The 26174-nt window shown below is 69.6% G+C and carries 26 protein-coding genes; 14 read left to right on the forward strand and 12 right to left on the reverse strand.

All coding sequences use genetic code 11. The features are described 5' to 3' along the window. Positions 1-8 precede the first annotated feature (8 nt). The 6 genes from HRC28_RS12565 to HRC28_RS12590 form a co-directional block, all read right to left on the reverse strand. Positions 9-929 (reverse strand): type II secretion system F family protein, encoded by a 921-nt coding sequence (locus HRC28_RS12565; RefSeq protein ID WP_182375866.1) that lies wholly within the window; start codon positions 927-929, stop codon positions 9-11. Next, entirely contained in the window at positions 929-2857 is a 1929-nt protein-coding gene (locus tag HRC28_RS12570) for a type II secretion system F family protein (RefSeq protein ID WP_182375867.1), read from the reverse strand. The genes HRC28_RS12565 and HRC28_RS12570 overlap by 1 nt, the downstream gene beginning before the upstream one ends. Next, a complete protein-coding gene (locus tag HRC28_RS12575; RefSeq protein ID WP_182375868.1) occupies positions 2857-4395 on the reverse strand; it encodes a CpaF family protein in 1539 nt (512 codons plus the stop codon). The genes HRC28_RS12570 and HRC28_RS12575 overlap by 1 nt, the downstream gene beginning before the upstream one ends. Continuing rightward, on the reverse strand, positions 4395-5579 hold the full coding sequence (locus tag HRC28_RS12580; RefSeq protein WP_182375869.1) for an AAA family ATPase: 1185 nt from the start codon (positions 5577-5579) through the stop codon (positions 4395-4397). The genes HRC28_RS12575 and HRC28_RS12580 overlap by 1 nt, the downstream gene beginning before the upstream one ends. A gap of 7 nt (positions 5580-5586) precedes the next feature. Next, entirely contained in the window at positions 5587-6291 is a 705-nt protein-coding gene (locus HRC28_RS12585; protein ID WP_182375870.1) for a hypothetical protein, read from the reverse strand. 264 nt (positions 6292-6555) lie between these two features. Then, a complete protein-coding gene (locus HRC28_RS12590; protein ID WP_182375871.1) occupies positions 6556-8346 on the reverse strand; it encodes an AMP-dependent synthetase/ligase in 1791 nt (596 codons plus the stop codon). 87 nt (positions 8347-8433) lie between these two features. On the opposite strand from HRC28_RS12590, the gene HRC28_RS12595 reads away from it, so the two are divergent. Genes HRC28_RS12595 through HRC28_RS12615 form a run of 5 tightly spaced genes read left to right on the forward strand, consistent with a single transcriptional unit; the run spans position 8434 to position 12429 of the window. Then, the gene (locus HRC28_RS12595) at positions 8434-8892 is read left to right on the forward strand and encodes an SRPBCC family protein (RefSeq protein ID WP_182375872.1); all 459 of its coding nucleotides are present in this window, start codon (positions 8434-8436) and stop codon (positions 8890-8892) included. A 10-nt stretch (positions 8893-8902) separates the two neighbouring features. After that, positions 8903-10129 carry an ArsA family ATPase gene (locus HRC28_RS12600; protein WP_237111454.1) on the forward strand — a complete coding sequence of 409 codons (1227 nt, stop codon included), beginning with the start codon at positions 8903-8905 and terminating at the stop codon, positions 10127-10129. Beyond that, positions 10126-10566 (forward strand): hypothetical protein, encoded by a 441-nt coding sequence (locus HRC28_RS12605; RefSeq protein ID WP_182375873.1) that lies wholly within the window; start codon positions 10126-10128, stop codon positions 10564-10566. The genes HRC28_RS12600 and HRC28_RS12605 overlap by 4 nt, the downstream gene beginning before the upstream one ends. Continuing rightward, entirely contained in the window at positions 10563-11510 is a 948-nt protein-coding gene (locus HRC28_RS12610; protein ID WP_182375874.1) for an ROK family glucokinase, read from the forward strand. The genes HRC28_RS12605 and HRC28_RS12610 overlap by 4 nt, the downstream gene beginning before the upstream one ends. Before the next feature lie 10 nt (positions 11511-11520). After that, positions 11521-12429 (forward strand): ROK family protein, encoded by a 909-nt coding sequence (locus HRC28_RS12615; protein ID WP_182375875.1) that lies wholly within the window; start codon positions 11521-11523, stop codon positions 12427-12429. Here HRC28_RS12615 and HRC28_RS12620 read toward each other — a convergent pair. Both HRC28_RS12620 and HRC28_RS12625 read right to left on the reverse strand, forming a co-directional pair. After that, positions 12426-12851 carry a hypothetical protein gene (locus HRC28_RS12620; protein ID WP_182375876.1) on the reverse strand — a complete coding sequence of 142 codons (426 nt, stop codon included), beginning with the start codon at positions 12849-12851 and terminating at the stop codon, positions 12426-12428. The two genes, HRC28_RS12615 and HRC28_RS12620, sit on opposite strands and share 4 nt — an antisense overlap. Positions 12852-12874: 23 nt before the next feature. Further along, positions 12875-13648, reverse strand: coding sequence for an alpha/beta fold hydrolase (locus HRC28_RS12625; RefSeq protein WP_182375877.1), 774 nt, complete (start codon positions 13646-13648; stop codon positions 12875-12877). Between the two features lie 67 nt (positions 13649-13715). Here HRC28_RS12625 and HRC28_RS12630 point away from each other — a divergent pair, with 67 nt between their 5' ends. Genes HRC28_RS12630 through HRC28_RS12650 form a run of 5 tightly spaced genes read left to right on the forward strand, consistent with a single transcriptional unit; the run spans position 13716 to position 17736 of the window. After that, positions 13716-14495, forward strand: coding sequence for a lysophospholipid acyltransferase family protein (locus tag HRC28_RS12630; RefSeq protein ID WP_237111455.1), 780 nt, complete (start codon positions 13716-13718; stop codon positions 14493-14495). An 11-nt stretch (positions 14496-14506) separates the two neighbouring features. Beyond that, the gene (locus HRC28_RS12635) at positions 14507-15658 is read left to right on the forward strand and encodes a DUF5931 domain-containing protein (RefSeq protein WP_237111456.1); all 1152 of its coding nucleotides are present in this window, start codon (positions 14507-14509) and stop codon (positions 15656-15658) included. Continuing rightward, positions 15655-16164, forward strand: a complete 510-nt coding sequence (locus HRC28_RS12640; RefSeq protein WP_182375878.1) for a flavin reductase — start codon at positions 15655-15657, stop codon at positions 16162-16164. Before HRC28_RS12635 ends, HRC28_RS12640 begins: the two co-directional genes overlap by 4 nt. A gap of 23 nt (positions 16165-16187) precedes the next feature. Beyond that, on the forward strand, positions 16188-16832 hold the full coding sequence (locus HRC28_RS12645; RefSeq protein WP_202033071.1) for a response regulator transcription factor: 645 nt from the start codon (positions 16188-16190) through the stop codon (positions 16830-16832). Further along, a complete protein-coding gene (locus HRC28_RS12650) occupies positions 16825-17736 on the forward strand; it encodes a hypothetical protein (RefSeq protein ID WP_182375879.1) in 912 nt (303 codons plus the stop codon). Before HRC28_RS12645 ends, HRC28_RS12650 begins: the two co-directional genes overlap by 8 nt. Before the next feature lie 2 nt (positions 17737-17738). Here the strand turns inward: HRC28_RS12650 and HRC28_RS12655 are convergent, their stop codons facing one another. Then, positions 17739-18557: a DUF1028 domain-containing protein gene (locus HRC28_RS12655; protein ID WP_182375880.1), complete on the reverse strand. Its 819-nt coding sequence runs from the start codon at positions 18555-18557 to the stop codon at positions 17739-17741. A gap of 40 nt (positions 18558-18597) precedes the next feature. On the opposite strand from HRC28_RS12655, the gene HRC28_RS12660 reads away from it, so the two are divergent. From HRC28_RS12660 to HRC28_RS12675, 4 genes are all read left to right on the forward strand, one after another. Further along, the gene (locus HRC28_RS12660) at positions 18598-19626 is read left to right on the forward strand and encodes a 6-phosphofructokinase (protein ID WP_182375881.1); all 1029 of its coding nucleotides are present in this window, start codon (positions 18598-18600) and stop codon (positions 19624-19626) included. Positions 19627-19760: 134 nt separating this feature from the next. Then, on the forward strand, positions 19761-21242 hold the full coding sequence (locus HRC28_RS12665) for an APC family permease (RefSeq protein ID WP_237111457.1): 1482 nt from the start codon (positions 19761-19763) through the stop codon (positions 21240-21242). 33 nt (positions 21243-21275) lie between these two features. After that, positions 21276-22613, forward strand: a complete 1338-nt coding sequence (locus HRC28_RS12670) for a 3-deoxy-7-phosphoheptulonate synthase class II (protein ID WP_182375883.1) — start codon at positions 21276-21278, stop codon at positions 22611-22613. Then, on the forward strand, positions 22610-23611 hold the full coding sequence (locus tag HRC28_RS12675) for a threonine aldolase family protein (protein ID WP_182375884.1): 1002 nt from the start codon (positions 22610-22612) through the stop codon (positions 23609-23611). The genes HRC28_RS12670 and HRC28_RS12675 overlap by 4 nt, the downstream gene beginning before the upstream one ends. Here the strand turns inward: HRC28_RS12675 and HRC28_RS12680 are convergent. From HRC28_RS12680 to HRC28_RS12690, 3 genes are all read right to left on the reverse strand, one after another. Beyond that, a complete protein-coding gene (locus tag HRC28_RS12680) occupies positions 23598-24647 on the reverse strand; it encodes a zinc ribbon domain-containing protein (RefSeq protein WP_182375885.1) in 1050 nt (349 codons plus the stop codon). The two genes, HRC28_RS12675 and HRC28_RS12680, sit on opposite strands and share 14 nt — an antisense overlap. Before the next feature lie 39 nt (positions 24648-24686). Continuing rightward, the gene (locus HRC28_RS12685) at positions 24687-25169 is read right to left on the reverse strand and encodes an SRPBCC family protein (protein ID WP_182375886.1); all 483 of its coding nucleotides are present in this window, start codon (positions 25167-25169) and stop codon (positions 24687-24689) included. 94 nt (positions 25170-25263) lie between these two features. Next, a complete protein-coding gene (locus HRC28_RS12690; protein ID WP_237111458.1) occupies positions 25264-26172 on the reverse strand; it encodes a DMT family transporter in 909 nt (302 codons plus the stop codon). Between the last annotated feature and the right edge of the window lie 2 nt (positions 26173-26174).

The raw sequence follows: 26174 nt of genomic DNA on the forward strand, positions 1-26174 counted from the left end.
AGGCCCAACTACTGCGCATTGAAGTTGTCCATCGCCGTCAAGACCGCCGGTCCCATGACCACGACGAACAGGCAGGGCAGGATGAACAGGATCAGCGGGATCATGATCTTGACCGGAACCTGCTGCGCCTTCTCCTCTGCGTACTGCCGGCGCTTGGTCCGGATCTCGGTGGCTTGCACCCGCAGCACCTGGCCGATCGGGATGCCGAAGGCGTCCGCCTGCACCATCGAGCCGACGAAGGTGTGGAGGTCCTCCACGTTGCTCCGGGCGCCCATCGATCGCAGCGCCTCGGAGCGTCCGAGCCCGAGTTGCATCTCGCGCAGGACCCGGGAGAACTCCTCGGCGATGGGACCGTCGGTGTTGCGCGCGACCTGCTGGACCGCGGCGTCGAAGCCGAGGCCGGCCTCGACGCTGATGGTCAGCAGGTCGACCGCGTCGGCCAGGCCGCGCTTGATCTTGTCGGCACGTTTGGCGGCGGCCTGGTACAGGTACAGGTCGGGCACGAAGAAGCCGAGGACCGTGCCGCCGATCGCCAGGACGACGAGCCAGGCAGGCGCGAGGCTCAACAACAGGCCATAGGCCAGCAGGCAGATCGGCAGGACGACGGCGAACAGCACCTTGAGGGAGACGACCCGGTCCACCGACCAGCCGCGCGGGTTGCCGGCGAAGTCCAGCTTGCGACGGATTCGGTCGGCCTTGTCAGCGCCCGTCATGCGGCGCCCGAGGATCAGGGCACGCTCCTGCATCGGGTCGATGATGCGGTCGGCGAAGGAGCGGTCGGCCTCCTCGGCCAGTTCGTGGCCGGCCTGCCCGGACCGTTCGAGGGCCTCGAGGGCACGGGCGAGGCCTTGCGGTTGTTCCTTCGCGAAGGCAGTGCCCACAGCGGCGATGGCCAGGACGAGCAGGACGAAGGCAAGGATCAGCAACATCAGACTTCCACCTTCACCATGCGAGACATCCAGAACACGCCGATCGCGAGCCACAGCACGCCCGCACTGCTGACGATGATGCCGCGCAGGTCGGAGTACAGCGGTTCGAGGAACGTCGGGTTGGTCACGAACAGGTAGAGCGCGAAGACCGGCGGAAGCCCGCAGAGGATCATCGCGGACAACCGGCCCTCGGCCGAGAGTCCGCGCACGTGGCGCCGAAGATACTGGCGCTCGCGCATGGTCGCCGCGACGGTGGTCAGGAGTTCCGCGAGGTTGCCGCCGACCTGGCGCTGGATCCGGATGGCCATCACGGCCCAGGCGAAGTCCTTGCTGTTGAACCGCGCTGCGACTCCGTCGAAGGCATCTTCGAGGGCCACCCCGATGCGGGCTTCGACCAGGACGCGCTTGAACTCGGAGGCGATCGGCTCGGGTCCTTCGCGGACGACCGTGTCGACTGCCTGCGCGAGGGAGAGCCCGGCGCTCAGGGCCCCCGAGATCAACTGCAGAACCTCGGGCAGTCCATTGTCGAAGGCACGCCGCCGGCGACCCGCCATGAACCGCAGGTAGAGCGGCGGCAGGAAGATGCCGATGATCATGAACACGAGGCCCACGATGATGTTGCCCTTGCCGACGAGCAGGCCGAGGAGACCCGCGGCGAAGACGACCCCGACGTGGACGAGCAGCCACTCGGACGGCTTGAACTCGCTACCGGCTGCGCCGAGCTTGCGGGTCAGCCGGTCGTTGAGTCCGCTGTTGCGCTCCAGGACACCTGCGGCCGCCGCCTTGGCCTGGTCCAACATGGGTTCGGAGGCAGGCTTGGCCGCCTGTGTCATGTCGAGGCCCGACGTGCGGGTGCTGTAGGCGGTCACCCGGTCGGCGATGCTCATGGGGCCGGCCGGCCGGGGCACCAGCAGCATCGCCGCCGTGACGAGGCCGAGCCCGAGAACGGCGAGTCCGACCCAGAGCAGCCAGTCCGGCGCATTCCAGCCACTGTCGTTGGGCAGGGTGGGCAGGGCAGCCGGAAGCTCCGGAGTGCTGGCTGCCTCGATCGGGGCGAGTGCCCGGGCGACGACGGGCTCGCCGGACGTCGGCAGTGTCACGACGACGTTGGCGACATCGGCGTCGAAGTTGGCCGGCAGGGGAGCGGTCACCAGCACCTGGTTGGCGATCGCCTGTGCCTGGCTGGCGAATTCCTCGGCGAGAGCGCTGCCGGTGGAGGTGATGACGTCACCCTGGCCGGCGAGCGCGATGGTGCGCAGCGGCGTCAACTGCTGCGCGGCCAGGTCGAGGCCGACGATGTGGACGCTGGTGCCGTTCTCCTTCACTGCCGCCACGACGTCGTCCAGGCTCGCCTTGCTGCCGGTGTCGGCCCCGTCCGAGAGGACGAGCATGGTCCGCTGGCCCGAGGTGCCGGCGGCGGTGACGGCGGCCACCAGGCCGTCGTACAGAAGGGTGTCCTGGCGCAGGGTGAGGCCATCGATGACGGTTTCAGCAGCGCCGCGGTCGGTCGTCGGCGCCAGGGCCACGTTGACCGAGGAGTCGAACGTGACGATGCCGACCTCGACATCCGGCGGCACGGTCTCCAGGTACGTCGTTGCCGCCTGCTTGGCGGCCGTGAAACGCCCCGCCTCCCGCATGGACCGGCTGGTGTCGATGGCGATCACCGTGGTCCGCTTGATCACCGAACCGTCGCTGGTGGCCGACGCCGTCGCGTCCAGGTCTGTGCCCTCGAGGGTGGCGCTGACGCCGTCGAGGTTGACCTCGACTCCGGCCGGTACGTCGACCAGGATGCGCAGGCCGTCGCTGGTGGACTCGACGTGGGCGATGGTGCCGTCCTCCGCGGACGCCGGGACTGCAGGGATCAGCAGGGCGGCGACCAGGACGACGAGCAGGGCCGCCAGGCGGCGGAGTGCCCGACGCCCGGACATCAGATGCGTTCCGTTCGGAAGATCGTCGGGTCGACGGCGACGTTGGCGTAGGCGAGCTTCTCGAGGAACTTCGGCCGAAGGCCCGTCGAGCGCAGGCGCCCGAGGATCCGGCCGTTCTCGTCGAACCCGGCCGAGTTGTCGAAGACGAAGACGTCCTGGAGGGTGATGATGTCGCCCTCCATCCGTTCCACCTCGGTGATGTGCGTGATCCGGCGCGATCCGTCCTTGAACCGGGTCTGGTGCACGATCAGGTCGACGGCCGAGGCCACCTGCTCACGGATGGCGCGGATCGGCAGGTCCATGCCCGCCATCAGCACCATCGTCTCCATGCGGGCCAGCGTGTCGCGCGGGCCGTTGGAGTGCAGGGTGCAGATCGATCCGTCGTGACCGGTGTTCATGGCCTGCAGCATGTCGAGCGCCGACGCGTCGCGGACCTCACCGACGACGATGCGGTCGGGCCGCATGCGAAGGCTGTTCTTGACGAGGTCGCGGATGGTGACCGCGCCCTTGCCTTCGATGTTCGAGGGCCGCGACTCCAGGCGCACGACGTGGTCCTGCTTGAGCTGGAGCTCGGCAGCATCCTCGATCGTGACGATGCGTTCGTCGGTGGGGATGAACGAGGACAGCACGTTGAGCGTCGTGGTCTTGCCGGCACCGGTACCACCCGAGACGATGACGTTCAGGCGCCCCCGCACACACGCGTCGAGGAAGTCAGCGGTCTGCGGGGTGAGCGACCCGAAGTTGATCAGGTCCTGCACGGTGAGCGCGTCGGTCGCGAACTTCCGGATCGTGAGGGCAGAGCCGTCCACGGCCAGGGGCGGCACGATGGCGTTGACGCGGCTGCCGTCAGGGAGGCGTGCGTCCACCATCGGTGACGACTCGTCGACGCGACGGCCGATACGCGACACGATCTTGTCGATCGTGCGACGCAGGTGGGCCTCGTCGGCGAAGTGGGCATCCGACTTCGTGAGGCGGCCGTTCTTCTCCAGCCACACGCTGTCGTAGCCGTTGACCATGACCTCCGAGACCTCCGGGTCGCGCAGGTGCGGGTCGATCGGTCCGTAGCCGAGGATGTCGTCGGTGATCTCCTGGGTCACCCGGCTGCGGTCGCTCGCGCTCAGCGGACGGTCCTGGGCGCCGAGCACCTCGGACAGGACCGAGCGGACCTTCTGGTCGAGCTCTTCCTGGTCCATTTCCGCGTCGTACAGGTGCGGACCGAGCTGCTTGAGGAGCTCCGAGTGGACGCTGGTCTTCAGCTCCTCGATGCGGTCGGCCTCCTGGGCGGCCATGGTCCGGCGGGCCCCGGGGCGTCCTTCACTGGCAGCGACGGCGGTCCGTGAGGACAGGGGGCCCGCAAGCTTGGCCTCCGGCTCGGCGGGCGCGGCCGGCGCGGCCGGCGCGGGCGGCGTGGCCGCGTTGCCGGGCCGGAGACCCTCCACCTCGACCGCGAAGTCGTCGTCGGTGGAGGGGGCAGCGTGCTTGCCCTGGGCGGCGGCTTCCTGGCGGGCCGCGGCGAGGCGATCGGAGAGGCTGGACATCAATTCCTCCCGCGGCGGAAGAGTCCGCGCGACCGAGTGTGATCGGCCTGGTCAGTGGTTCTGGACTGGGGTGTCGAGACCGGTTCGCCGGTCACGGATGCAGCGAGCTGCGCGTACGCGATGCTGGCCGCGTGGCCGGGCTTGTGCGTGATGATTGGCGTGCCGGCGTTGGTGGCTGCCGCGATGTCGACCGCGGTGGCAACCTGAGCCGAGACGGGCATCGACAAGATGCTCTCCACCTTCTCGACGCTGATCCCGACCTCGTCGTCGGCACGGTTGAGCAACAGGTGCCGGTGGCCGCGAGCGATGTTCAACATGTCCATCGTCTCGAGGGCGACCTTGACGTTCTTCAACGTCGGAACGTCGAGCGTGGCGATGATGACGCACTCGTCGGTCTCGTCGAGGGCGGTGAGGGTCGCGTCGTCGAAGGACGGCGAGGTGTCGACCACGATGTAGTCGAAACCGTCGCGCAGGGTGCGCAGGATCCGTGAGATCAACAGCGGCGTGATCCGCTCCCGAACATCGGGATGGGCTGGCGCAGCGAGCACGACCAGGGAGTCCTGGGCCCGTGTCAGCAGGCCCTCGATCATGCCGAGGTCGATCGAGTCCTCGGCACCGACGGCCTGCTCGATCGAGTGCGTCGGGAACAGCTGCATGGTGATCGCGACGTCACCGAAGGCGAGGTCCAGGTCAACGAGGCACACCTTGCGTGCGCCACCGTCGGTCAGCGCGAGCGCCAGGTTCACCGATGAGGTCGTCTTGCCCACGCCTCCCTTGGGGGAGAAGACGGTGACAATCCGGCCCAGTTGGCGTGCGCCGCCGGGGCCGCGCAGCGCCTGGTGCAGCTGGTGCGCGCGTTCGATGGCCCCGGTGAGTGACTTCTGGTCGGCAGCGACCACGACATCGCGGACCCCGGCGTGCATGGCACGCGTGAGGAGATCGGTGTCGTACTGGTCGCGGACGAGGACGACGCTGACGGTCGGACGCTTGATCCGCAGGTCCTCGGCCGTGGCGAGTGCCACGGCGAAGTCCACGGACGGTCCGAACGCGACGACGTACTCGTCGGCGTGCTGGTCGAGCCAGGCAAGCCCGCGTTCACTCGTCCCGACGGCCTGCGATCCCGGCGGCATGCCAACGAGGAGCTGGTCGACGAGCGAGGGATCCTGTTCTACGAGAACCGGCATGATGACCTCACCGAGCGTCGCGGATGGAGGCGCAAGGACCGGTCTTGTCGACCTTGACGTCACTTGCCGAGTTCAGCAGGGCGACGGACAGCACGCCGCGCTTCTTGCCGTCCTCGATCTGCTCGAACTGCTCCTGCGTGACCGCAAGGTGCAGAGCGGGCGATGCGCCGACCACGGGGGCTTCACCCTCGGGGACGACGGTGGTCGTCGCGCCGACGGAGATGACCGAGACCCGGTCGATGAGGAGACAGGTCGGGGTGCTGGCATCGGTGGTCAGGAAGACCGCGAGCTGCGAGCCCGGCAGGATGAACGAGCCCACCGGCAGGTCGAAGGACTGCGGCTTGGCGATCATGCCGGCTGGCAGCGGCAGCGTGGCCACGTCGATCGTGTCGCCCACGCCGCCGAACTTGGTCGACAGGAGCTGCTCGCCGGCGTACAGGGTGGTCAGCGCGACCTTGTCGTCCAGGCTGGTCAGCTCGGACTGGCGAAGTGCGCTCGCCAGGACGCTGCCCTTGGGGACATCGGTCTCGCTGAGCTTGCCGGAGTCGAGCGCCGACTTGATGCTCTCACCCGGCAGCACGGTCTTTCCGGCAGCGACGGTGACGACCTTGGTCGTCTCGTACTTCTCGGCCGCCCTCGACTCTGCGCCGCGCGCAAAGATGAAGACGAGTCCGACACCGAGGGCTGCAATCACTGCAGCAACAACAAGCATCAACCTGCGACGGTCCACTTCAGAGCCCTCCCGCTCCCCATGTGTTGTCCGAGGCGATCCCTCCCAGGACCTCGTCAACAACCACTCCGAAAGAAAATGTCAGTGCGCCCGCCCTCCCCGGCTGTGACGCATCGCGAGGTTAGCGAAGACGCCCCCTGGAAGTGACCGAAATCGCAAAATCATCACGATTCGAGACCGGACCGAGACCAGACCCGGGACCCCCTGGTCAGATCGGATGGTTGAGCTCTGACCGATCGGTTGAGGTCAGGAGTAGAGGGCCGCGATCTCGTCGCGACTTTCGCGCATCACGACGTTGCGCTTGAGCTTCAGGCTCGGGGTCACCTGACCGGCTTCCTCGGTCCAGTCGTAGGGCAGGATCGTGAACTTGCGGATCGATTCCGCCTTCGAGACGGCCTTGTTCGCCTCGTCGACCGCAGTCTGGATCGCGGCGCGCAGGTCGTCGTCCTCGACCAGGTCCGCGATCGTGCCCGACTTGCCGTGCTGGTCGGCCCACGCAGGAAAGGCCTCCTCGTCGATCGTGACGAGCGCCCCGATGAAGGGCTGTCCGTCGCCGACGACCAGGCACTGGCTCACCAGCGCGGCCGAGCGGACCCGGTCCTCGAGCACCGCAGGGGCGACGTTCTTGCCGCCCGCGGTCACGAGGATCTCCTTCTTGCGGCCGGTGATCCGGACGAAGCCTTCGTCGTCGACCTCCCCGACGTCACCGGTGCGGAACCAGCCGTCGGCATCCAGTGCCCCGGCCGTGGCCGCATCGTTGTTCCAGTAGCCGGCGAACACCTGGCCACCGCGGAACAGCAGTTCGCCGTCGTCGGCGATGCGGACGGCGGCACCCGGCAGCGGGCGGCCGACCGTGCCCACCTTCTGGGCGTCGGGCAGGTTCACGGTGAGGGCGGCGGTGGTCTCGGTGAGCCCGTAGCCCTCCAGGACCGTGATGCCCACACCCCGGTAGAAGTGCCCGAGCCGGTCTCCCAGCGGCGCGCCTCCCGACACGGCGTACTCGCACTGCCCGCCGAGGGCGGCCCGGAGGCGTCCGTAGACGAGTCGCGAGAACAGGGCGTGCTGGGCGCGGATCCGCAAGGGGACGCGCCCATTGTCCTGCGCCCGGGAGTAGGCGATGGCCGCCTCGGCAGCGCGATCGAAGATCTTTCCCTTGCCGTCGGCGGTGGCGTTCTGCGACGCGGTGTTGAACACCTTCTCGAAGACCCGCGGGACGGCGAGGATGAACGTCGGCTGGAACGTCGCGAGCTGGGGGAGCAGGGTCTTGATGTCGGAACTGTGACCGAGCCGGGTCCGCGACTTGATGCAGCCGACCTGGATGATCCGTGCGAAGACGTGCGCCAACGGCAGGAACAGCAGGGTCGAGGCGTCCTCGGTGTCGAAGAGCCGGTCGAGTTCGGCCACCGCCGTCGTCAGCTCGGTCTGGAAGTTCCCGTGGGTCAGCATGCAGCCCTTCGGGCGGCCCGTGGTCCCGGACGTGTAGATGAGGGTGGCCAGGTCGCCCGGGCCGGCCGTCGTACGACGGGCTTCGAGTTCCTTGTCGCTGACGCCGGAACCGAGGCCGGTGAGTTCAGCGACGGCGTCGCCGTCGATGGTCCACTGGTACTCGAGGTCGGGCAGGTCCGGGCGCGAGGGCCGGACCCGGTCCGCGTGTCCCTTGTCCTCCACGACGATCGCGCGGGCGCCGGAGTCGGAGAGGATCCAGCGGATCTGCTCTTCCGACGAGCTCTCGTAGATCGGCACGGTGGCTGCGCCGGCGAACCAGATCGCGTAGTCGAACAGCGTCCATTCGTAGCGTGTGCGCGAGATCACGGCGACGCGGTCGCCGGGCTCGACGCCGGCCGCCATCAGGCCCTTCGCGACGGCCGTGACGTCGGCCAGGAACTGGGCGCACGAGACGTCGTACCACCCGCCGTCACCGTCCGGACGGCTGAATTGTGCCTCGTCAGGAGCCTGTTCGGCGTTCCTGACGACGTCGTCGGTCAGGTTCCCTGACGTGGGGATCGTGATCGTCTGCGGGGTGGAGTACTCGCGCACCGTTCCTCCTGCTGTGGGGCCGCACGAAGGGTACTCCGCGGCCCGACCGCTGCCATCCCCAGGGACGAAGTCCGGTAGCCTGCCGCCATGGCCGAACAGACGTCTTCGTCGATCGTTGTCGACGCCCCCGCAGCGGATGTGATGGCCGTCATCGCGGACTTCCCGGCGTATCCCGCGTGGGCCAAGGGCGTCACCGTTGCGGAGGTCACGGCCTCCTTCGACGCTGACGACGACGCGCAGCGTGGCCGGGCGCGTGAGGTGTTCTTCGCGCTAGATGTGTCCCCGATCAAGGACGAGTACACGCTCGCCTACGAGTGGGACGGCGACAACCAGGTCACCTGGACCCTCGTCGAGGGCAAGATGCTCAAGGCCCTCGAGGGTGCCTACGTGCTGCGCGAGACCGCGCCGAACACGACCCAGGTGACCTACCGACTGTCCCTGGACGTCTCGATCCCCCTGATCGGCATGCTCAAGCGCAAGGGCGAGAAGATCCTCATCGACACCGCGCTCAAGGGCCTGAAGAAGCGCGTCGAGTACGGCGCCTGAGGCGCCGCGGATGCAGGACCAGTCCGTGCGGATCATTCTGTTCACCGGTAAGGGTGGCGTCGGCAAGTCGACCGTCTCCGCCGGTACAGCCGCGCTCGCAGCGGCCCGCGGCCTGCGCACCCTGGTGATCTCGACGGATGCGGCGCACTCCCTGGCGGACGCGTACGGCGCTCCGGGTGACGCCCGTCCGTCCGAACCGACCGAGGTGGCACCGAATCTGTTCCTCCAGCAGGTCGACGCCCAGTTGCGGTTCGAGCAGTCCTGGGCCGACATCCAGCGCTACCTGCTGACCGTGCTGGACGCGGTCGGCATGGACCCGGTGGCTGCCGAGGAGATGACGGTCATTCCCGGGGCCGAGGAGGTGCTCGCGCTGCTGGAACTGCGCCAGCACGCACGTTCCGGCAACTGGGACGTCATCGTCGTCGACTGTGCACCGACGGCCGAGACGCTGCGACTGCTGGCCCTGCCCGAAGCCCTCGGCTGGTACCTCGAACGACTCCTCCCGATCCAGCGCCGCCTGGTCAAGGCGCTGCGACCGATCCTCAACCGTGCGGCGGGCGTGCCCATGCCGGGCGACGACGTCTTCGACGCGATCACGCGCCTCCACGCCGAGCTCGACGACGTGCATGCCCTGCTGTCGGGGCCCGACGCCAGCGTCCGGCTCGTCCTCACCCCCGAGAAGATGGTGCTGGCCGAGGCCCGACGGGCCTTCACCAGCCTGTGCCTGTTCGGTTACCGGGTCGACGGGGTGGTCGCCAACCGGGTCTTTCCCGCTGACGCTGCCGATGAGTGGCGCGCCGGCTGGGTCGCCGCCCAGCAGGGCGTCCTGACCGAGGTGGCCGAGTCCTTCACGGGCCTGCCGATCTTCACGTCCGAGTACCAACCGGCCGAACCGGTCGGGGTCGAGGCGGTCGCCGCTCTCGCTGCAGCCCTGTACGACGGTGCCGACCCGCTCGCGCCGCCCGTCGGGGAGGGCCCGTTCCGGGTGTCCCGACCTGACGAAGGTGGTGCCGTGGTCCACTTGTCCCTGCCCTTCGTCACCCGGTCGGAGGTGGACCTCGCCCGCAACGGAGACGAACTCGTGATGACGGTCGGTTCCTATCGCCGGCTGCTCACGCTGCCGTCCGGACTGGCTCGGTTGAAGGTTGCTGGCGCGAAGGTTGTCGACGGCGAGCTGCGCGTGCGCTTCGCCGAACCGGCACCGGCTTCGGCCGGGACGGGCACGGTGAAGCGATGACCGACGAGAAGGACCCCGGCTCCGGCGCCAGCCCTGACATCGGGAGCGTCGGCGAGGAAGCCATGAAGCTCTTCGGCGCACTGGCCGATGCCGCGCGACAGCAGGCAGGCGAGGCCGCTGGCAGCGCCGGTGGCTTCGCAGCCCAGGCCGCCGCCATGGCCCACGAGGTGAGCGAGCACATTGCGACCGGCGAGGCCGAGTGCCGCTACTGCCCGGTCTGCCGCGTCGTGCACGCCGTGCGCCAGACGTCCCCGGAGGTCAAGACCCACCTCATGGTCGCTGCATCCTCGCTGCTCCAGGCCGCGGCCGGGCTGATGGAGACGCTGCCACCGCCGCCCGGATCCGACGGCGCCAACGCGCGGGGCGCCGAGGTCGAGCACATCGACCTCGATGACGCCGATGACGAAACGGACCGCACCCCGGGATCGACACCGTGACGGCCGACCTGACCTGTGGCATCGACATCGGCGGCACGAAGATGGCCGGTGCGGTGGTCGACGCCGATGGAACGATCCTCGTGGAGTCGCGCGTGGAGTCGCCGGCGACGGACCCCGCGGCGATGGAGGCGGCAGCGGCAGCGCTGGTCGCGGAACTCGTCGCCCAGCACCCCGTGACGGCGATCGGCGTCGGTGCGGCCGGCTACGTCGCGGCGGATCGGTCGACGGTCCTCTTCGCCCCCAACATCGCCTGGCGCAATGAGCCGCTCGGCGTCGACCTGGCTCGACTCACTGGTCTGCCGGTGGTGGTCGAGAACGACGCCAACGCCGCGGCGTGGGGCGAGTTCCGCTACGGCGCGGGCCGGGACGTCGACGACCAGCTGATGGTCACTGTCGGCACCGGTGTCGGAGGCGGCATCGTCACCGACGGGCACCTGCTGCGCGGGGCCTTCGGTGTCGCGGCCGAGATCGGCCACCTGTGCGTTGTCCCCGAGGGGCGTGTGTGCGGATGCGGGAACCACGGCTGCCTCGAGCAATACGGAAGCGGCACCGCGCTGGTGCGAGCGACCCGAGAGGCGGTCGCGGCGAGCTCGTTGCTCGCGCGCGACCTCCTGGAGCGTGCAGGTGGTGACCCGGCGGCCATCACCGGCCCGATGATCACCGATGCCGCGCGCGCGGGCGACCAGTTCGCGGTCGAGCAGCTCGAGCGTCTCGGCCACTGGCTCGGCCACGGCATCGCCTCGCTCGTGGCGGTGCTGGACCCGGCGGTGATCGTCATCGGCGGCGGCGTCAGCGCCGCCGGCGACATCCTCGTCGACCCGTTGCGGGCGACGTTCGAGCGGGAGCTGGCCGGCCGCGGGTTCCGGCCCCGCGCCGAGATCCGCCTCGCGTCGCTGGGAAACCGCGCTGGAGTCATCGGCGCGGCCGACCTGGCGCGCATCTGAGGCCACGCTGATGGCCAGGGAGACGTGGGTCGGCGTCGACGTCGGCGGCACCAAGGTGCTGGCCGTGCGAGTGTCGGCTGACGGCGAGGTCGAAGCCATGGCGACCCGCCCGATGCCCGGTCGGAACGCCGACGAGTCGGCCGTCGAGGACGCCGTCGAGCTCGCCGCTCGTGACGTGTACGACGACCAGGAGCCGGTCGCGCTCGGCATCTCCGCCGCGGGGCTGGTCGACGGTGCCGGCGAGCGGTACCTGTTCGGCGCGCACCTGCCCTGGCGCAATGCTCCCGTGCGGGACCGGATTGCCGAACGGACCGGCCTTGTCGTCGTACTCGACAACGATGCGAACTGTGCGGCCCACGCCGAACTGGTGGTGGGTGCGGGACAGGGTGCCGACTCGATGCTGATGATCACCATCGGCACCGGTATCGGTGGTGCGCTGGTGCTGGGTGGGCGGGTGGTCCGCGGAGCCCACGGGCTGGCGGGCGAGTTCGGCCACATGCAGGTCGTCCCGGACGGCCTGGCGTGCGAGTGCGGGCTGAGCGGGTGCTGGGAGCAGTACTGCAGCGGCCGGGCGCTCGAGCGCGTCACGCGCGTGGCCCTGGGTCGGCACCTCGACGGGCCAGAGGTTGCGGCCATGGCGTTCGCCGGTGACGAGGTCGCCCGGCAGGCCTTCGCGTCGATCGGTACCTGGCTGGGCGTGGGTGTCGCAGGGCTGGTGTCGGCCTTCGACCCGCAACTCGTCGTCGTCGGCGGAGGCGTCTCGGCTGTCGGTGACCTGCTGCTCGCGCCGGCGCGCGCCGCTCTCGCCGATTCGTTGCAGGGCACGGCCTATCGGCCCGTGCCGCCGCTGGTGCCGGCCCGCAGCGGACCCGAGGCCGGAGCGGTCGGCGCTGCGTTGCTGGCGCGGGATCGGCGCTAGACGACCGCGCCGTCGTCCCACGGATCGCGCGGCGACCGCGGGAGCGTGAAGACGAGGTAGCAGAAGCCGAGGACGAAGCCGCCGACGAGGATCCAGCCGAGGATCTGCGGCATGCCGATCCCCAAAACGAGGAAGACCAGCAGCACGGTCGGCGAACCGAAGACGCCGAGCCAGGCCAGGAACCGGTCGGGCGGCGGCATCGGCACCGGAGGCGGGCTGTCGGGGACGAAGCGGTCGATCTCGTCGATGGCGTCGTCGTCGAAGAGGCTCGATCCCACCGGGTCCTCGTCGCGCAGGTCCGGTTCACGTTCGATGACCACCTCGACGGGGTCGTCGGCAGCGTCGAGTTCGGCACGTTCGCCGTAGTTCTCGACGATCTTCTGCCACGCGGAGTCCTGCTCCTCGGGGTTCTCCCGTTTCACGGCGCCAGCCTACGCCAGCGCCCTCACCCGGTGACGCGGGCGATGAACGCCGCCGACTGCTCGAAGATGGTCGGGGCGTCGTTGTCGATCGTCGCGACGTGATAGCTCTCCGGCAGCGGCACGCGGGTCACGTCGTCGGAGGAGATCTGCTTGCGGATGATCTTCTCGGAGGAGGCATCCACGACGTGGTCGTCGTCGGCGCGGAAGTAGAGGACGGGCACGGTGATCTTCGGCAGGTCCCGGATGATGCCGGGCCACGCCTGCATCATCGAGTGGGCCGCCTTGAGGGGCGTCCGGTCGTAGCCGAGTTCGTCCGTGTCGGGCTTCTTGATGTCGTTCCCGATCGCGGGGAACGAGCCGACGAGGTGCTTGAGGACGGGCAGCAACTTCACGTCGAGCCGCTTGGTCGACACGGCCGGGTTGACCAGCATGAGGCCCGCGATCTCGCTGTTGCGGGCGGCAGCCAACTGGAGGACCTGGGCGCCACCCATCGACAGCCCGCCGATGACGACGGCGTCGTGGTCGGCCCGGAGTGCGTCGAAGGTCGAGGTGATCTCCGCGTGCCAGTCCGACCAGGTGCGCTGGTTGAGGTCCTGCCAGGTGGTGCCGTGCCCGGGCAGGCGGGGTACGACGACGCCGTACCCGAGGTCGCCGAGGTACTCGCCCCACGGCCGCATCGAGGCGGGCGAGCCGGTGAAACCGTGGCTCAGGAGGACGCCGATCCGGCGACCTCCGGTCAGCTCCGGTCGGGCGGCGATCGTCAGGGGTGCGGTGAGGGACGCAGGGCTCGGCGGCATGGCGCGATTGTGCCGTACGAACGCAGGCACGCGCGGGTGTCCGCGGATCGCGGTGGAGGCACTAGTCTTGCCCGCAGGGAAGTCCAAGCGGAAGGTCGGTCGGTTGTTCTACTGGTTCCTCAAGTTCATCGCGCTCGGGCCGCTGTTGAAGTTGATCTTCCGGCCGCGCTCCGAGGGTCTGGAGAACGTCCCGTCGACGGGTCCGGCGATTCTCGCCAGCAACCACCTGTCGTACGCCGACTGGCTGTTCATGCCTCTCGTCATCCCGCGGATGGTGCGTTTCGTTGCCAAGGCGGAGTACTTCACCTCGCCGGGCGTCAAGGGCTGGCTGCAGAAGAACTTCTTCAGCGGCACGGGCAACATCCCGATCGACCGCACCAGTGGCGACGCCGCGTCCGGAGCCCTGGTCTCGGCGAAGCGGGTGCTGGCCGAGAACGAGCTCTTCGGCATCTACCCCGAGGGCACGCGCTCCCACGACGGCCGGCTCTACCGCGGCAAGACGGGCATCGCGCGCCTCACGCTGGAGACCGGCGTCCCCGTGATCCCGGTGGCCGTCGTCGGCACCGACGTGGTGGCACCTCCGGGCAAGAAGTTCGGCCGGATCACCCGTCCGACCGTGCGTTTCGGCAAGCCGATGGACTTCTCGCGCTACGCCGGCCTGGAGAACGACCGCTTCATCCTGCGCTCGATCACCGACGAGATCATGTACGAGATCATGCGGCTCTCCGGCCAGGAGTACGTCGACATGTACGCCGGTCGCGCCAAGGAAGAGTCGAAGAAGGCCGAGCGCGCCGAGCGGGCCGAACGCGGCGACGGCGACGGCGACGAGCGGAAGATCGCGTCCTGACCGACTCCGTCGTGGCCAGCGGTACGACGACCCGGGCCGCGGTCGCCGTCGAGAACCGGATGTTCCGGGCGCTCGCGGTGCTGCGGGTGGTCGTCCTGGTCTACGCAGTCTCGCTCAACATCATCCGCAACAACTTCGAGCGGCCCGCTCTCGGCTGGGCGTGCCTCGGGGTGATGGCGGTCGGCACGGTCGCGGCGATCATCGTCTACGCCGCACCGGAGCGACGGGTTCCGGCGGTGCTCGTCGCCGACCTTGCCCTGGCTGTGGGCCTGTTGCTCGCGACGCCGTTCGTCAAGGGGGAGTGGTTCCACGCGACCATCCCCGGCTATTGGATCGTCGGGGCCCTGCTGGCGTGGGCCGTTCGTTACGGCTGGCGCGGTGGCACTGTTGCTGCGGTGCTGCTCGGGGCGATCGACCTGCTCAGCCGCGCCGAGATCCGCCAGCAGGACTGGGGAAACGTCTTCCTGATCCTGCTCGGGGGCTCGATGGTCGGGTTCGTGTGCGAGTCGCTCACGGCGATGGCTGCTGATCGTGACCGCGCGCAGAGCGAGGCCGCGGCAGCCGCCGAACGGGCTCGCCTGGCCCGGGTGGTCCACGACGGCGTGCTGCAGGTGCTGGCCCTCGTCCAGCGTCGCGGCGGCGAACTCGGCGGGGAGGCTGCCGAGCTGGGCAGATTGGCCGGCGCGCAGGAACAGGCGCTGCGCACACTGATCCGTTCCCAGGACGCGGTCACGCCTTTCCGCGGCACCGGTGCCAACGCGGACCTGGCGGCCGCGCTCGACCGCCTCGGCGCGCGGCCGCACACCGAGGTGGCGCTGCCGGCCGGCGCGGTCGAGTTGGGTGCGCACGCGGTTGCCGAGATCACTGCCGTCGCGCAGGCCTGCCTCGACAACGTCTCCCGGCACGTCGGCGAGGACGCTCCGGCGTGGATCCTGCTCGAGGACCTCGGGGACCGCGTCGAGGTCACCGTCCGCGACGAGGGGCCGGGCATTCCAGACGGACGGCTCGAGCAGGCCGCGCAGCAGGGCCGCCTCGGCGTGCTCGAATCGATCCGGGGCCGGATCCGCGACCTCGGCGGGGAAGCGACCCTGGACTCCGGCTCCTACGGCACGGAGTGGACGTTCGCCGTCCCGCGCGTTGCCCCACAACGAGGAGAACGATGACGATCCACACCACCCACCCGTTCGCCGCCGGCGATCCCGACCCGGCCCGTCGCTTCCGGGGCCGCGTCGGTGGCGCCGTCACGCTGTGGACCACGGGGAAGGATCGATCGCGTGCCGGTCTGACCGTGTCGTCGCTGATGGTGGCGCTCGGCCCGGAACCCTCGATCCTCGCGCTCCTCGACCCTGACGCCGACCTGCTCGACGCGCTCCGCGACGACGGTGTCGCCGTGGTGCAGTTGCTCTCGTGGGCCGATCGTGACCTGGCCGAGGCATTCGCGGGCACCGCCCCGGCGCCCGGCGGCCCGTTCCGCCAGGCCGAATTCGTCGACACCGACCACGGCCCCCGACTCGCCTCGGCCGGCACCTGGGCTGCTGTGCGGCTGGTCGGTGAGCGCGCAGTGGGCTGGTCGGTCGAGGTCCAGGTCGTGATCGAGCACGTCGAGATCGACGAGGACGGCCCCGACGACGCGTTGTTGCACCGGCGTGGGCGCTTCCACAAGGCATGAGGGTCCCGGTCTAGGGTCGACCCATGTCCGATCAGATCCGGGTGATGGTCGTCGATGACCACCCGATGTGGCGTGATGCGGTCGAGCGCGACCTGACCGCAGCCGGGTTCGTCGTCGTGGCCACGGCCGCCACCGGCACCGAGGCGATCAACCGGTTCCAGGCCACGAGGCCCCAGGTCGTCGTCCTCGACCTGCAGATCCCGGAGCCCAGCGGCGTCGAGGTGACCGCCAGCGTGCTGGCCACCGATCCGTCGTCGCGGGTGCTCATCCTGTCGGCGTCGGGGGAACAGGACGACGTACTGGCGGCGGTGAAGGCAGGCGCCACCGGGTACCTCGTCAAGTCGGCCTCGGGTGCGGAGTTGGTGGCCGCCGTACAACGGGTCGCCGAAGGCGACAGCGTCTTCACCCCGGGACTGGCTGCGCTGGTGCTGGGGGAGTTCCGCCGGATGAACGAGCCGAGCACTCCGCCGGGCGAGAAGCTGACCGAACGCGAGACCGAGATCCTCAAGATGGTCGCGAAGGGGATGTCCTACAAGCAGATCGCTGAGCGGCTGGTGCTCTCGCACCGCACGGTGCAGAACCACGTGCAGAACACCCTGCGCAAGCTGCAGATGCACAACCGCGTCGAGCTCACCCGCTACGCGATCGAGCAGGGGCTCGATGACTGACGGGTTGACGGACGAGCTGCTGGAGATCGCTGACGAGCTCTACGCCCTGCCGCTCGCGGAGTTCACCCCTGCGCGCGATGCCCGCGTCAAGGAACTCAAGGGCACGCCGTTGGCGCCCCGGGTCAAGGCACTGCGCAAGCCGGCGACGGCGGCCTGGGTCGTCAACCTGCTCGTCCGACGCGAAGCAGCCCAGGTCGACCAGGTGCTCAGCGTCGGAGCAGCGCTCCGCGAGGCGCAGCAGGCGATGTCGGCAGGGGAGTTGCGCGCACTGACCAGGCAACGTCGTCAGGTCACCGCGGCCGTCACGACCCAGGCCCGGCGTCTCGCCGGCGACGAAGGCTTCCGGGTGACCGAGGCGGTGGCCGAGCAGGTCGAGGCGACCCTCACGGCAGCGATGGTGGACGAGGCCTGCGGACGCGCGGTGCGCAGCGGCCTGCTGGTCACGCCGCTGCACACGACCGGCGTGGAGCCGATGAACCCCGCCGACCTCGCCGGTGCGATCGCCGTACCGGAAGCGCTCGGCTTCGAGGCGAGTGCGCGGGAGGCGGTGCTGCCCGGACCACCCGACCTGCACGTCGTACCCGACCCCGACCGCGCGGCCAAGGCCCTCGCGGCCGCCGAGGAGCGGCTCGCTGCCGCCGTCGATGAGTACGACGACGCGAACTCCACGCACGACGATGCACTCGCCGAGGTCGAGCGACTGTCGGCGCGGTCGCTGCAGGTGCAGGCGGAGATCGACGAACTCCGCCGCCGGCTCGCCGACCTCGAGGAGCAGTCCGACGGGCTCGAGGAGGAGATCGGCGAGGCCGAGGAGGTCCGCGACGCAGCGGCCGCCGACCTCAGGACGGCGACCGCCGAGCGCGATGCGGCGCAGAAGGCACTGGAGCGCGCGGAGAGCCGCTGACGTCAGCCGTCGCCGCGGACCACAGCGAGAACGCGCTCGTCGATCCACGAGAGGTCGGGCGCGACCCGCATCTCGTAGTTCTCGGTGCCGACCCACGCCGCGAAGTCGCGGTGGCCCTCGCTGGCGGCGAAGGCCTCCAGTTCGGTCCGCAGCGCGTCGTCGACGACGACCTTCTCGTCCTCGGTGGATGCCGTGAGGTAGAGCTCGTGCAGGTCCAGGAGGCGCGCCAGTTCGTCGATCGGGGCTTCGTGGTCGTCGACCCGAAGGTCGACGGCGACGTCGTCGAGTCCGCCGTATCCGGCGCCGTCGCGGACCACCAGCATCGCGGCCGACTGGCGGCCACGGCGGTCGCCGCCCGCTGCGTCACCCGCGGCGAGCGCCGCGAGCAGTCGGTCCTGCAAAGCCGCCTCGGCGTCACTCTCGAGCCAGGCCTGCTCCATGGCGTCGACGACCTCGACGCCGGCGAGGCAGTTGCCCTGGATCGCCCAGCCGTCGCCCGTGCGGCTGCCGGCCCACGGGATGCATTCGGCGCCGGTGTGGGACGCGGCTCCGCCGTCGAGGTCGACGATGCCGACCTGGCGGTGGGCCCGGCCGTCGTCCTCCTCGATCAGGCGCTGCAGTGCGACCGACGCGGTGGCGCCCTCGTCGAGGTGGGAGAGCGCGAGGCCCTTGTAGGCGACGTTGGCGTCGGCCTGGGTGGCGACCGCGCCGACACCGGCGACGGCCGCTGGAACGGCGGAGCCGACCGCCAGGAACTTCGAGGCAACAGCCACGCCCCACGTGTCACCGTCAGCGGACCTGGCCACGATCGAGAAGGTCATGGCACAACCGTAGGGCCCGGGGGCGACGTAGGGTCGAGACATGCGCGTAGGAGTGCTCACCGGTGGTGGCGACTGTCCTGGTCTGAACGCAGTGATTCGTGCTGTCGTCCGCAAGGGCGTCAACGAGCACGGGTTCGAGTTCGTCGGGTTCCGTGACGGCTGGCGTGGTCCCCTCGAAGGGATCACCATGCCGCTGGGTATCGAGCAGTGCCGCGGCATCCTTCCGCGCGGCGGCACGATCCTCGGCTCGTCGCGGACCAACCCGTTCGCCGTCGAGGGCGGCGTCGAGCGGATCACCGACAACCTCGCGGCCGCCGGGGTCGAGGCGCTGGTGGCGATCGGCGGCGAGGACACCCTCGGCGTGGCCACGAAGCTGGCCGAACTCGGCGTCAACGTCGTCGGTGTCCCGAAGACGATCGACAACGACCTCTCCGGCACCGACTTCACCTTCGGGTTCGACACTGCGGTCAACATCGCGACCGAGGCGATCGACCGGCTGCACACGACGGCCGAGTCGCACCACCGCGTGCTGGTCGTCGAGGTCATGGGCCGCCACGCCGGCTGGATCGCCCTGCACGCCGGCATCGCCGGTGGCGCCAGCGCCGTGCTGATCCCGGAGATCCCCTTCGACATCGACGCCGTCTGTGCCCACGTGATGACGCGCTTCAAGAGCGAGTACGCCCCGATCATCGTGGTGTCCGAGGGTGCCCTGCCGGCCGACGGCAGCGGGATGACCCTGGCCAGCGGCGAGAAGGACGCGTTCGGCCACGTCCGCCTCGGCGGGATCGGTGACCGGCTCGCCAGCGAGATCGAGCACCGGACAGGCAAGGAGGCCCGGGCCGTCGTACTCGGTCACGTCCAGCGGGGTGGCACGCCCTCGGCCTTCGACCGGTGGCTGGCCACCCGGTTCGGGCTGCAGGCCATCGGTGCCGTCGCCGACGGCGAGTACGGCGTCATGGTGGCCCTGCGGGGCACGAACATCGTGCGCGTCCCGCTCATCGAGGGCACGGGTGCACTCAAGGTCGTCAGCCCTGCGGAGTACGCCGAGGCGCAGGTCTTCTTCGGCTAGGAAGGGGCGCCAGGCCGTGTCGCGCTAGGGCAAAGGGTGCTTCCCTTTCCGATCACGCTGCGCGAGGGTGAGGTCACGGAGCAGGCTCCACCTCGGGAAGGGAAGGCACACACATGGCGACTGATACGTCCGGCGTGACGACACAGGATGGCCACGGCCAGCCGGAACTGAAGCGGGTACTCGGTCCCGGACTGCTGCTGCTCTTCATCGTCGGTGACATCCTCGGCGCCGGCGTCTACGCCGTCACGGGCCGCCTCGCCGGACAGGTCGGCGGCATCGCGTGGCTGCCGTTCCTCGTGGCCTTCGCGGTCGCGACCCTGACCGCCTTCTCCTACCTCGAACTGGTCACGAAGTACCCCCAGGCGGCGGGTGCTGCGCTGTACACGCACAAGGCCTTCGGCATCCACTTCATCACCTTCCTCGTGGCGTTCACGGTGATCTGCTCCGGCATCACCAGTGCCTCGACGTCGGCGAACCTGCTGGCCAACAACCTGCTGCTCGGGCTGAACGAGATCTGGTCGGACGTGCCGACCACGCCCGGCTGGGCACTGTTCGTCGCCCTGGTCTTCATGGCCCTGCTGGCGCTGATCAACCTGCGCGGCGTCGGGGAGAGCGTGAAGTTCAACGTGATCCTGACCCTCATCGAGATGACCGCGCTCGCGATCGTGATCGCCATCGGGTTCTCGGTGATCGCCAAGGGCGACGGCGACCTCGGCCGGATCACCGTCTTCGAGAGCCCGTCCGACAAGGGCATGTTCATGGCGGTCACCATCGCCACCGCCATCGCGTTCTTCTCGATGGTGGGCTTCGAGGACTCCGTGAACATGGTCGAGGAGACGAAGGAACCGGAGCGGATCTTCCCGAAGATGATGCTGACCGGCCTCGGGATCGCCGTCGTGATCTACATGCTGGTGGCGATCTCGGTGATCGTGGTGATTCCGCCGGGCGACATCGCGAAGCCCACCAACGCCGATGCGGGCATCCTGATCGACGTCGTCAAGTTGGGGGCACCGGACATACCGATCGACGACTTCTTCCCGTTCCTGACGGTGTTCGCGGTGGCGAACACGGCGCTGATCAACATGCTGATGGCCAGCCGGTTGCTCTACGGCATGTCCCAGCAGAAGGTGCTGCCGCCGGTGCTCGGCAAGGTCCTCCCGGGCCGCCGGACGCCGTACGCCGCCATCGCCTTCACCACCCTGCTGGCCATGGCCCTGATCATCGCCGTGGTGCGGCTGCGTGACGCGAAGCTCGGCGACGCCGCCGAGGGCACCGAGGTCTCGGTCGTCAGCGCCCTGTCCGGCACCACCGGACTGCTGCTGCTGGCGGTCTTCTCGATCGTCAACGTCTCCTGCTTGGTGCTGCGTCGCGAGCCGGACAGCGGCCACTTCAAGGCGCCGACCGTGGTGCCGATCCTCGGTGCGGCCTTCTGTCTCTACCTCCTCGGCCCCTGGGCGCGGCTGGCGCCCGACCGCATCCAGTACGTCATTGCGGGCTTCATGCTGCTGCTCGGCGTCGTGCTGTGGGGTGTCACCCGGATCTTCTACAAGCCCGAGGGTGGACACTTCGCGGACATCGAGCACATGGACATCGATCCAACGGATGACCCACGCTGACCCGACCGGGGTGTTGAGCCGTACCCTTGGGGGGTGACCAATCTCCCGTCCCTCGAGCAGTTGCACGCCATCGGCGCGAAGCAGCAGCCGTCGTACGACGACCCCGCTGCCCTGGCTGCGACCGTCGAACGACTGCGCACGCTTCCTCCGCTGGTTTTTGCGGGCGAGTGCGACGAGCTGAAGTCCAAGATCGCGGCCGCGAGCAAGGGCGATGCTTTCCTGCTGTGGGGCGGTGACTGCGCGGAGACGTTCGTCGACGCAACGGCCGACAACACCCGCAACAAGCTGCGCGTGTTGCTGCAGATGGCGGTCGTGCTGACGTACGCCGCGTCTGTCCCGGTCGTGAAGGTCGGCCGCCTCGCCGGCCAGTACGCCAAGCCGCGTTCCTCGGACTCCGAGACCCGCGACGGCATCACCTTGCCGGCGTACCGCGGCGACGCGGTCAACGGCTTCGACTTCACCCCCGACTCACGGCGCCACGACCCGCAGCGGCTGCTGGACGTCTACCACGCGTCCGCCTCGACGCTGAACCTCGTGCGCGCCTTCACCACCGGTGGGTACGCCGACCTCCGCCAGGTGCACACCTGGAACTCCGAGTTCGTCCGCAACAGCCCCGTCGGCCAGCACTACGAGGCGATGGCCGCCGAGATCGACCGCGCGCTGAACTTCATGCAGGCGATCGGCGCCGACCCCGACGAGTTCCACCGGGTCGACTTCTACTCCTCGCACGAGGCGCTGCTGCTCGAGTACGAACACGCCATGACGCGGATCGACTCGCGCACGGACGCGCCGTACAACGTCTCGGGACACATGGTCTGGATCGGCGAGCGCACCCGCCAGCTCGACGGCGCGCACGTGGAGTACTTCAGCCACATCCGCAACCCGATCGGTTGCAAGCTCGGCCCGTCCGCGACCGCCGACGACGCGCTGTCGCTGGCCGCGAAGCTGAACCCGACCAACGAACCGGGTCGCCTGACCTTCATCACCCGCTTCGGTGCCAGCAAGATTCGCGACGGCCTGCCGTCGCTGGTCGAGAAGGTCACCGCCGAGGGCGTCGACGCCGCGTGGGTCTGTGATGCCATGCACGGCAACACCTTCGAGGCCTCCAACGGCTACAAGACCCGCCGCTTCGAGGACGTCATCGATGAGGTCCAGGGCTTCTTCGACGTGCACCGCGCACTCGGCACGGTCCCGGCCGGCATCCTGGTGGAGAACACCGGCGACGACGTCACGGAGATCATCGGTGGCGGCGAGGAGCTCGATGAGCTCGGTCTCGCGCACCGCTATGAGTCGGTCGTCGACCCGCGCCTGAACCGCGTGCAGTCCCTGGAGCTTTCGTTCCTGGTGGCAGAAATGCTTCGCAAGGCGTGATCGACCTCCGCTCCGACACGGTCTCGCGTCCGACGGACGCGATGCGTGCGGCCATGGCCGCGGCCGAGGTGGGCGACGACGTCTACGGCGAGGACCCCACGGTCCGCGCCCTCGAGGAGCGCGTGGCCGGACTGTTCGGCCACGAGGACGCCCTGTTCACGCCGACCGGTTCGCTGGCCAACGTGCTGGCCGTCTCCCTGGTGGTGGCGCCCGGACAGGAAATCCTCTGCGAGGCGCGCGCCCACATCGCTCGCGCCGAGCTCGGCGCCCACGGTGCCGTCAGCGGACTCACCATGCGCACCTGGTCCCACCCGCGCGGCCAGCTGGACCTGACGGCCCTCGACGATCTCTTCGCGCCCGATCTCGGTCCGTTCTTCGTCAGGACAGCCGCGATCTCGGTGGAGAACACCCACAACTTCGCCGGCGGCACCGTCCTGCCGCTCGCCGACCTCAAGGCCCTGCGCGCCTTCGCTGACGAGCGCGGGGTGGCCGTCCATCTCGACGGTGCCCGGATCTGGAACGCCCACGTCGCGACCGGCACGCCGCTCGCCGAGTACGGCGCGGTGGCCGATGTGATGGCGGTCTGCCTGTCCAAGGGCCTGGGTGCGCCGGCCGGGTCCCTGCTGCTCGGTAGCCGTGAGCAGATGTTCGAGGCCCGGGTGCGTCGCAAGCGGCTCGGGGCAGGAATGCGGCAGGTGGGGATCCTTGCTGCGGCCGGGCTGCACGCCCTCGACCACCACCTCGACCGACTGATCGGCGACCACGAGAACGCCCGAATCCTGGCCGAGGCGTGCGGTGTCGATCCGGCCATGGTCGACACCAATATCGTCGCCTTCGACAGCGCCGACGCTGCCGGGTTCGTGGCCGCTGCGCGGGAGGCCGGCGTCCTGATCAGCGCGGTCGGTGCCCGCACCGTCCGCATGGTCACCCACCTGGATGTCACCCGCGCGGACGCAGAGCGCGCGGCCGCGGCACTCGCCGGACTCAGTCTGCGGTAGCTCCCAGGAAGCGGACTTCGCTGATCGCGGTGAAGTCGCGCCCGTCCGTCTTGCCGGGGGCAGTGACGGTCAGCAGGTGGACCTTGATCGTCCGCGTCGCCAGCGGGCCGATGGCGGCCATCTGCATGGCCTGCTTGTCGCCGAACTCCTGGGTGACCCGGGTGCCGTCGTCGAACTCCCACTGGACCGCGCGGACGCGACGGTTGCTGCGGTACCAGTTGATCGGGCCGTCGACCTTGGCGTAGCCGTTGATCATGCCGACGTCGGTGATCACGACGTCGGTGCCCAGGTCGAAGGTGATCGTCTCGCCGGTGCCGTCGCCGGCCATCCGCCACGCGGTGCGGGGCTTGCCGTCCCACATGTTCGCGGCGACGAACCTCACCGGCTTGCCCTTGCGGTCACGGCTGGGCGCCGCGATCGACGGCACCGTGGCCGTGACGTCGCTGGTCAGGTCCTCGACGTCGTCGGGGTCGGGCGCATCGACGGGCCCACCGGTGCCGGTGGCGTCGGGCTGCTCGGGCTCACCCGTGTCGGAGCCCTCGTCGGACGGATCGCTCGTCTGGCTCTGGTCATCGCGACTGTCGTCGGCCGCCTGCTCACCGTCGTCGCCGCCGAGCAGCAGGAACGCCCCGAGGGCGGCCACGAGGGCGAGTACGACGAGCGCGATCAGCCAGGGCAGCCAGGAGCGCGTGACGTTCGGAGCCGTGGGGTACGACGGTGGCGGCACGGGAGCCAGGGGCAGGTGCTGCTCGGGCCGGGGCGCCGGCATCGTCGCCGGACTCGTGACGGTCGGCGGGGAGTCGGCGTACATCGGATAGCGCGCCGAGGGCGGCACCTGGTCGGCCGACGGCGGTACGACGGGGGCCGACCTCGGCTGCGGTGACCCCGGTGACGCCGGTGCCGACGCGGCTGCGGGCGCGCTGACAGTGGGCGTCGCCTCGGGGTGTCGGCCGGGGACGGGCCTGCCACAATTCGTGCAGAACCGGCCGATCCCGAGTTCGTGCCCGCAGTCGGTGCAAAAGGTCGGGGTGGTCATCGCGGGGCAACGCTACCGCGAGCCAGCCCGCTGGCCTTCTCAATCAGCCAAGGTGCGCCGTCTGGCCTCGGCCTCGATGTCCTCCAGGTCGTGCTCCAGGACCTTGCGGGTGCGCTCGTAGCTGAAGCCGCCGAAGGCTGCCCAGATCGCGCGCGACAGCGGTGAGCGATGGCTCATCTCCACCGTCGTGGTCATCGCCAGCCGCGTCTGGCCGCGGTCCTGGCCCGTCGGCGTGAGTCGGTACGCCGTCCGGATGATGTCGTTGCCGACTTCGGCCTCGACGACGGTGCGCAGGGGCGGCTGCGACTCGACGACCTGGATCTCCTCGGGGCCGTGATGGCCGAAGAGGGTGCGTCGTTCGCGCCAAGCGGTGCCGACGTCGTACTCACCCTCGGTCAGGAGTTCGGTCTCGCTGACGCTGCGGAGCACGTCGTTGGCATGGGCGACATCGGTGATGACGTCCCACACCTGCTCCGGCGGAGCGGGGATCGTGCCGTGGACATGAATGACGTGACCAGCCATGGACTCACTCCTTGATGGTTCCCCCAGATCCCCATGGTGCGCCCGGTCGCCGCGGAATGCCACCCCTGTCGATGGGGTGGTCGGCGCGGGGAGGTCAGACGGCGATGTGGGGTACTTCCGCCTCGATCTTGCGGCGGGGGATCGCTTCGACGACCAGCATCGCCGTCAGCACCATCGCCCCACCGATCGCCATCCGGCCGGTCAGGGACTCACCGCCGAGCAGGACCGCGAAGAACGCGGCGAACACCGGCTCCATGCTCATGATGATCGCGCTGCGCGTCGGCGGCAGGTGCGCCTGCGCCCACGTCTGCGCCAGCAACGCAGCGGCACCGGCCACGAGCGCCATGTAGACGACCGAGACCCAGTCCGCTCCGCGTTCCGGCAGTACGACGCCCGGCTCGCCCGTCACGAGGGCTGCCGTCGTGCAGATGGCCGCGATGACCAGCACCTGCAGGATCGACATGCCCAGGGCGTCGGCCGGCTTCGACCATGCGCCGAGGCCGACGATGTGGGCGGCGTAGAGCAGGGCGGCCACGAGGGTGATCGCTTCGCCGTACCCGATCGAGAAGCCCTCGAGCGAGAGCACGCCGAGTCCGACCGTTGCGAGCACGACGGCGGCCCAGGTGGCTCCCGAGATCCGGCTGCGCAGGATCACGGCCGCGAACAGGGGGGTCGCGACGACGTACAGGCCGGTGATGAAGCCGGACACGCTCGCGGGCGTGTGCGCCAGACCGGCGGTCTGCAGAATCTGGGCGACGCCGTACAGGCTGCCGAGGACGAGTGCGCGGCGCCGGACCTCGGGGGAGAGGCGGCTGATGGCACGCGGGGCGACCAGCAGCATGGCGGCGCCGGCGATGAGGAACCGGACGGCAAGGAAGTCGACCGTCGGGACCCGTTCGAGCAGGTCCTTGATCAGGAAGAACGTCGAGCCCCAGCAGGCCGTCATCGCCAGCAACGCGAGCGTTGCCAGCAGGGTGGTGCGGCGGCCGTCGTGCTGAGTCACCC

This window comes from Nocardioides sp. WS12 (assembly GCF_014108865.1).
In the GTDB taxonomy this organism is placed as follows: domain Bacteria; phylum Actinomycetota; class Actinomycetes; order Propionibacteriales; family Nocardioidaceae; genus Nocardioides.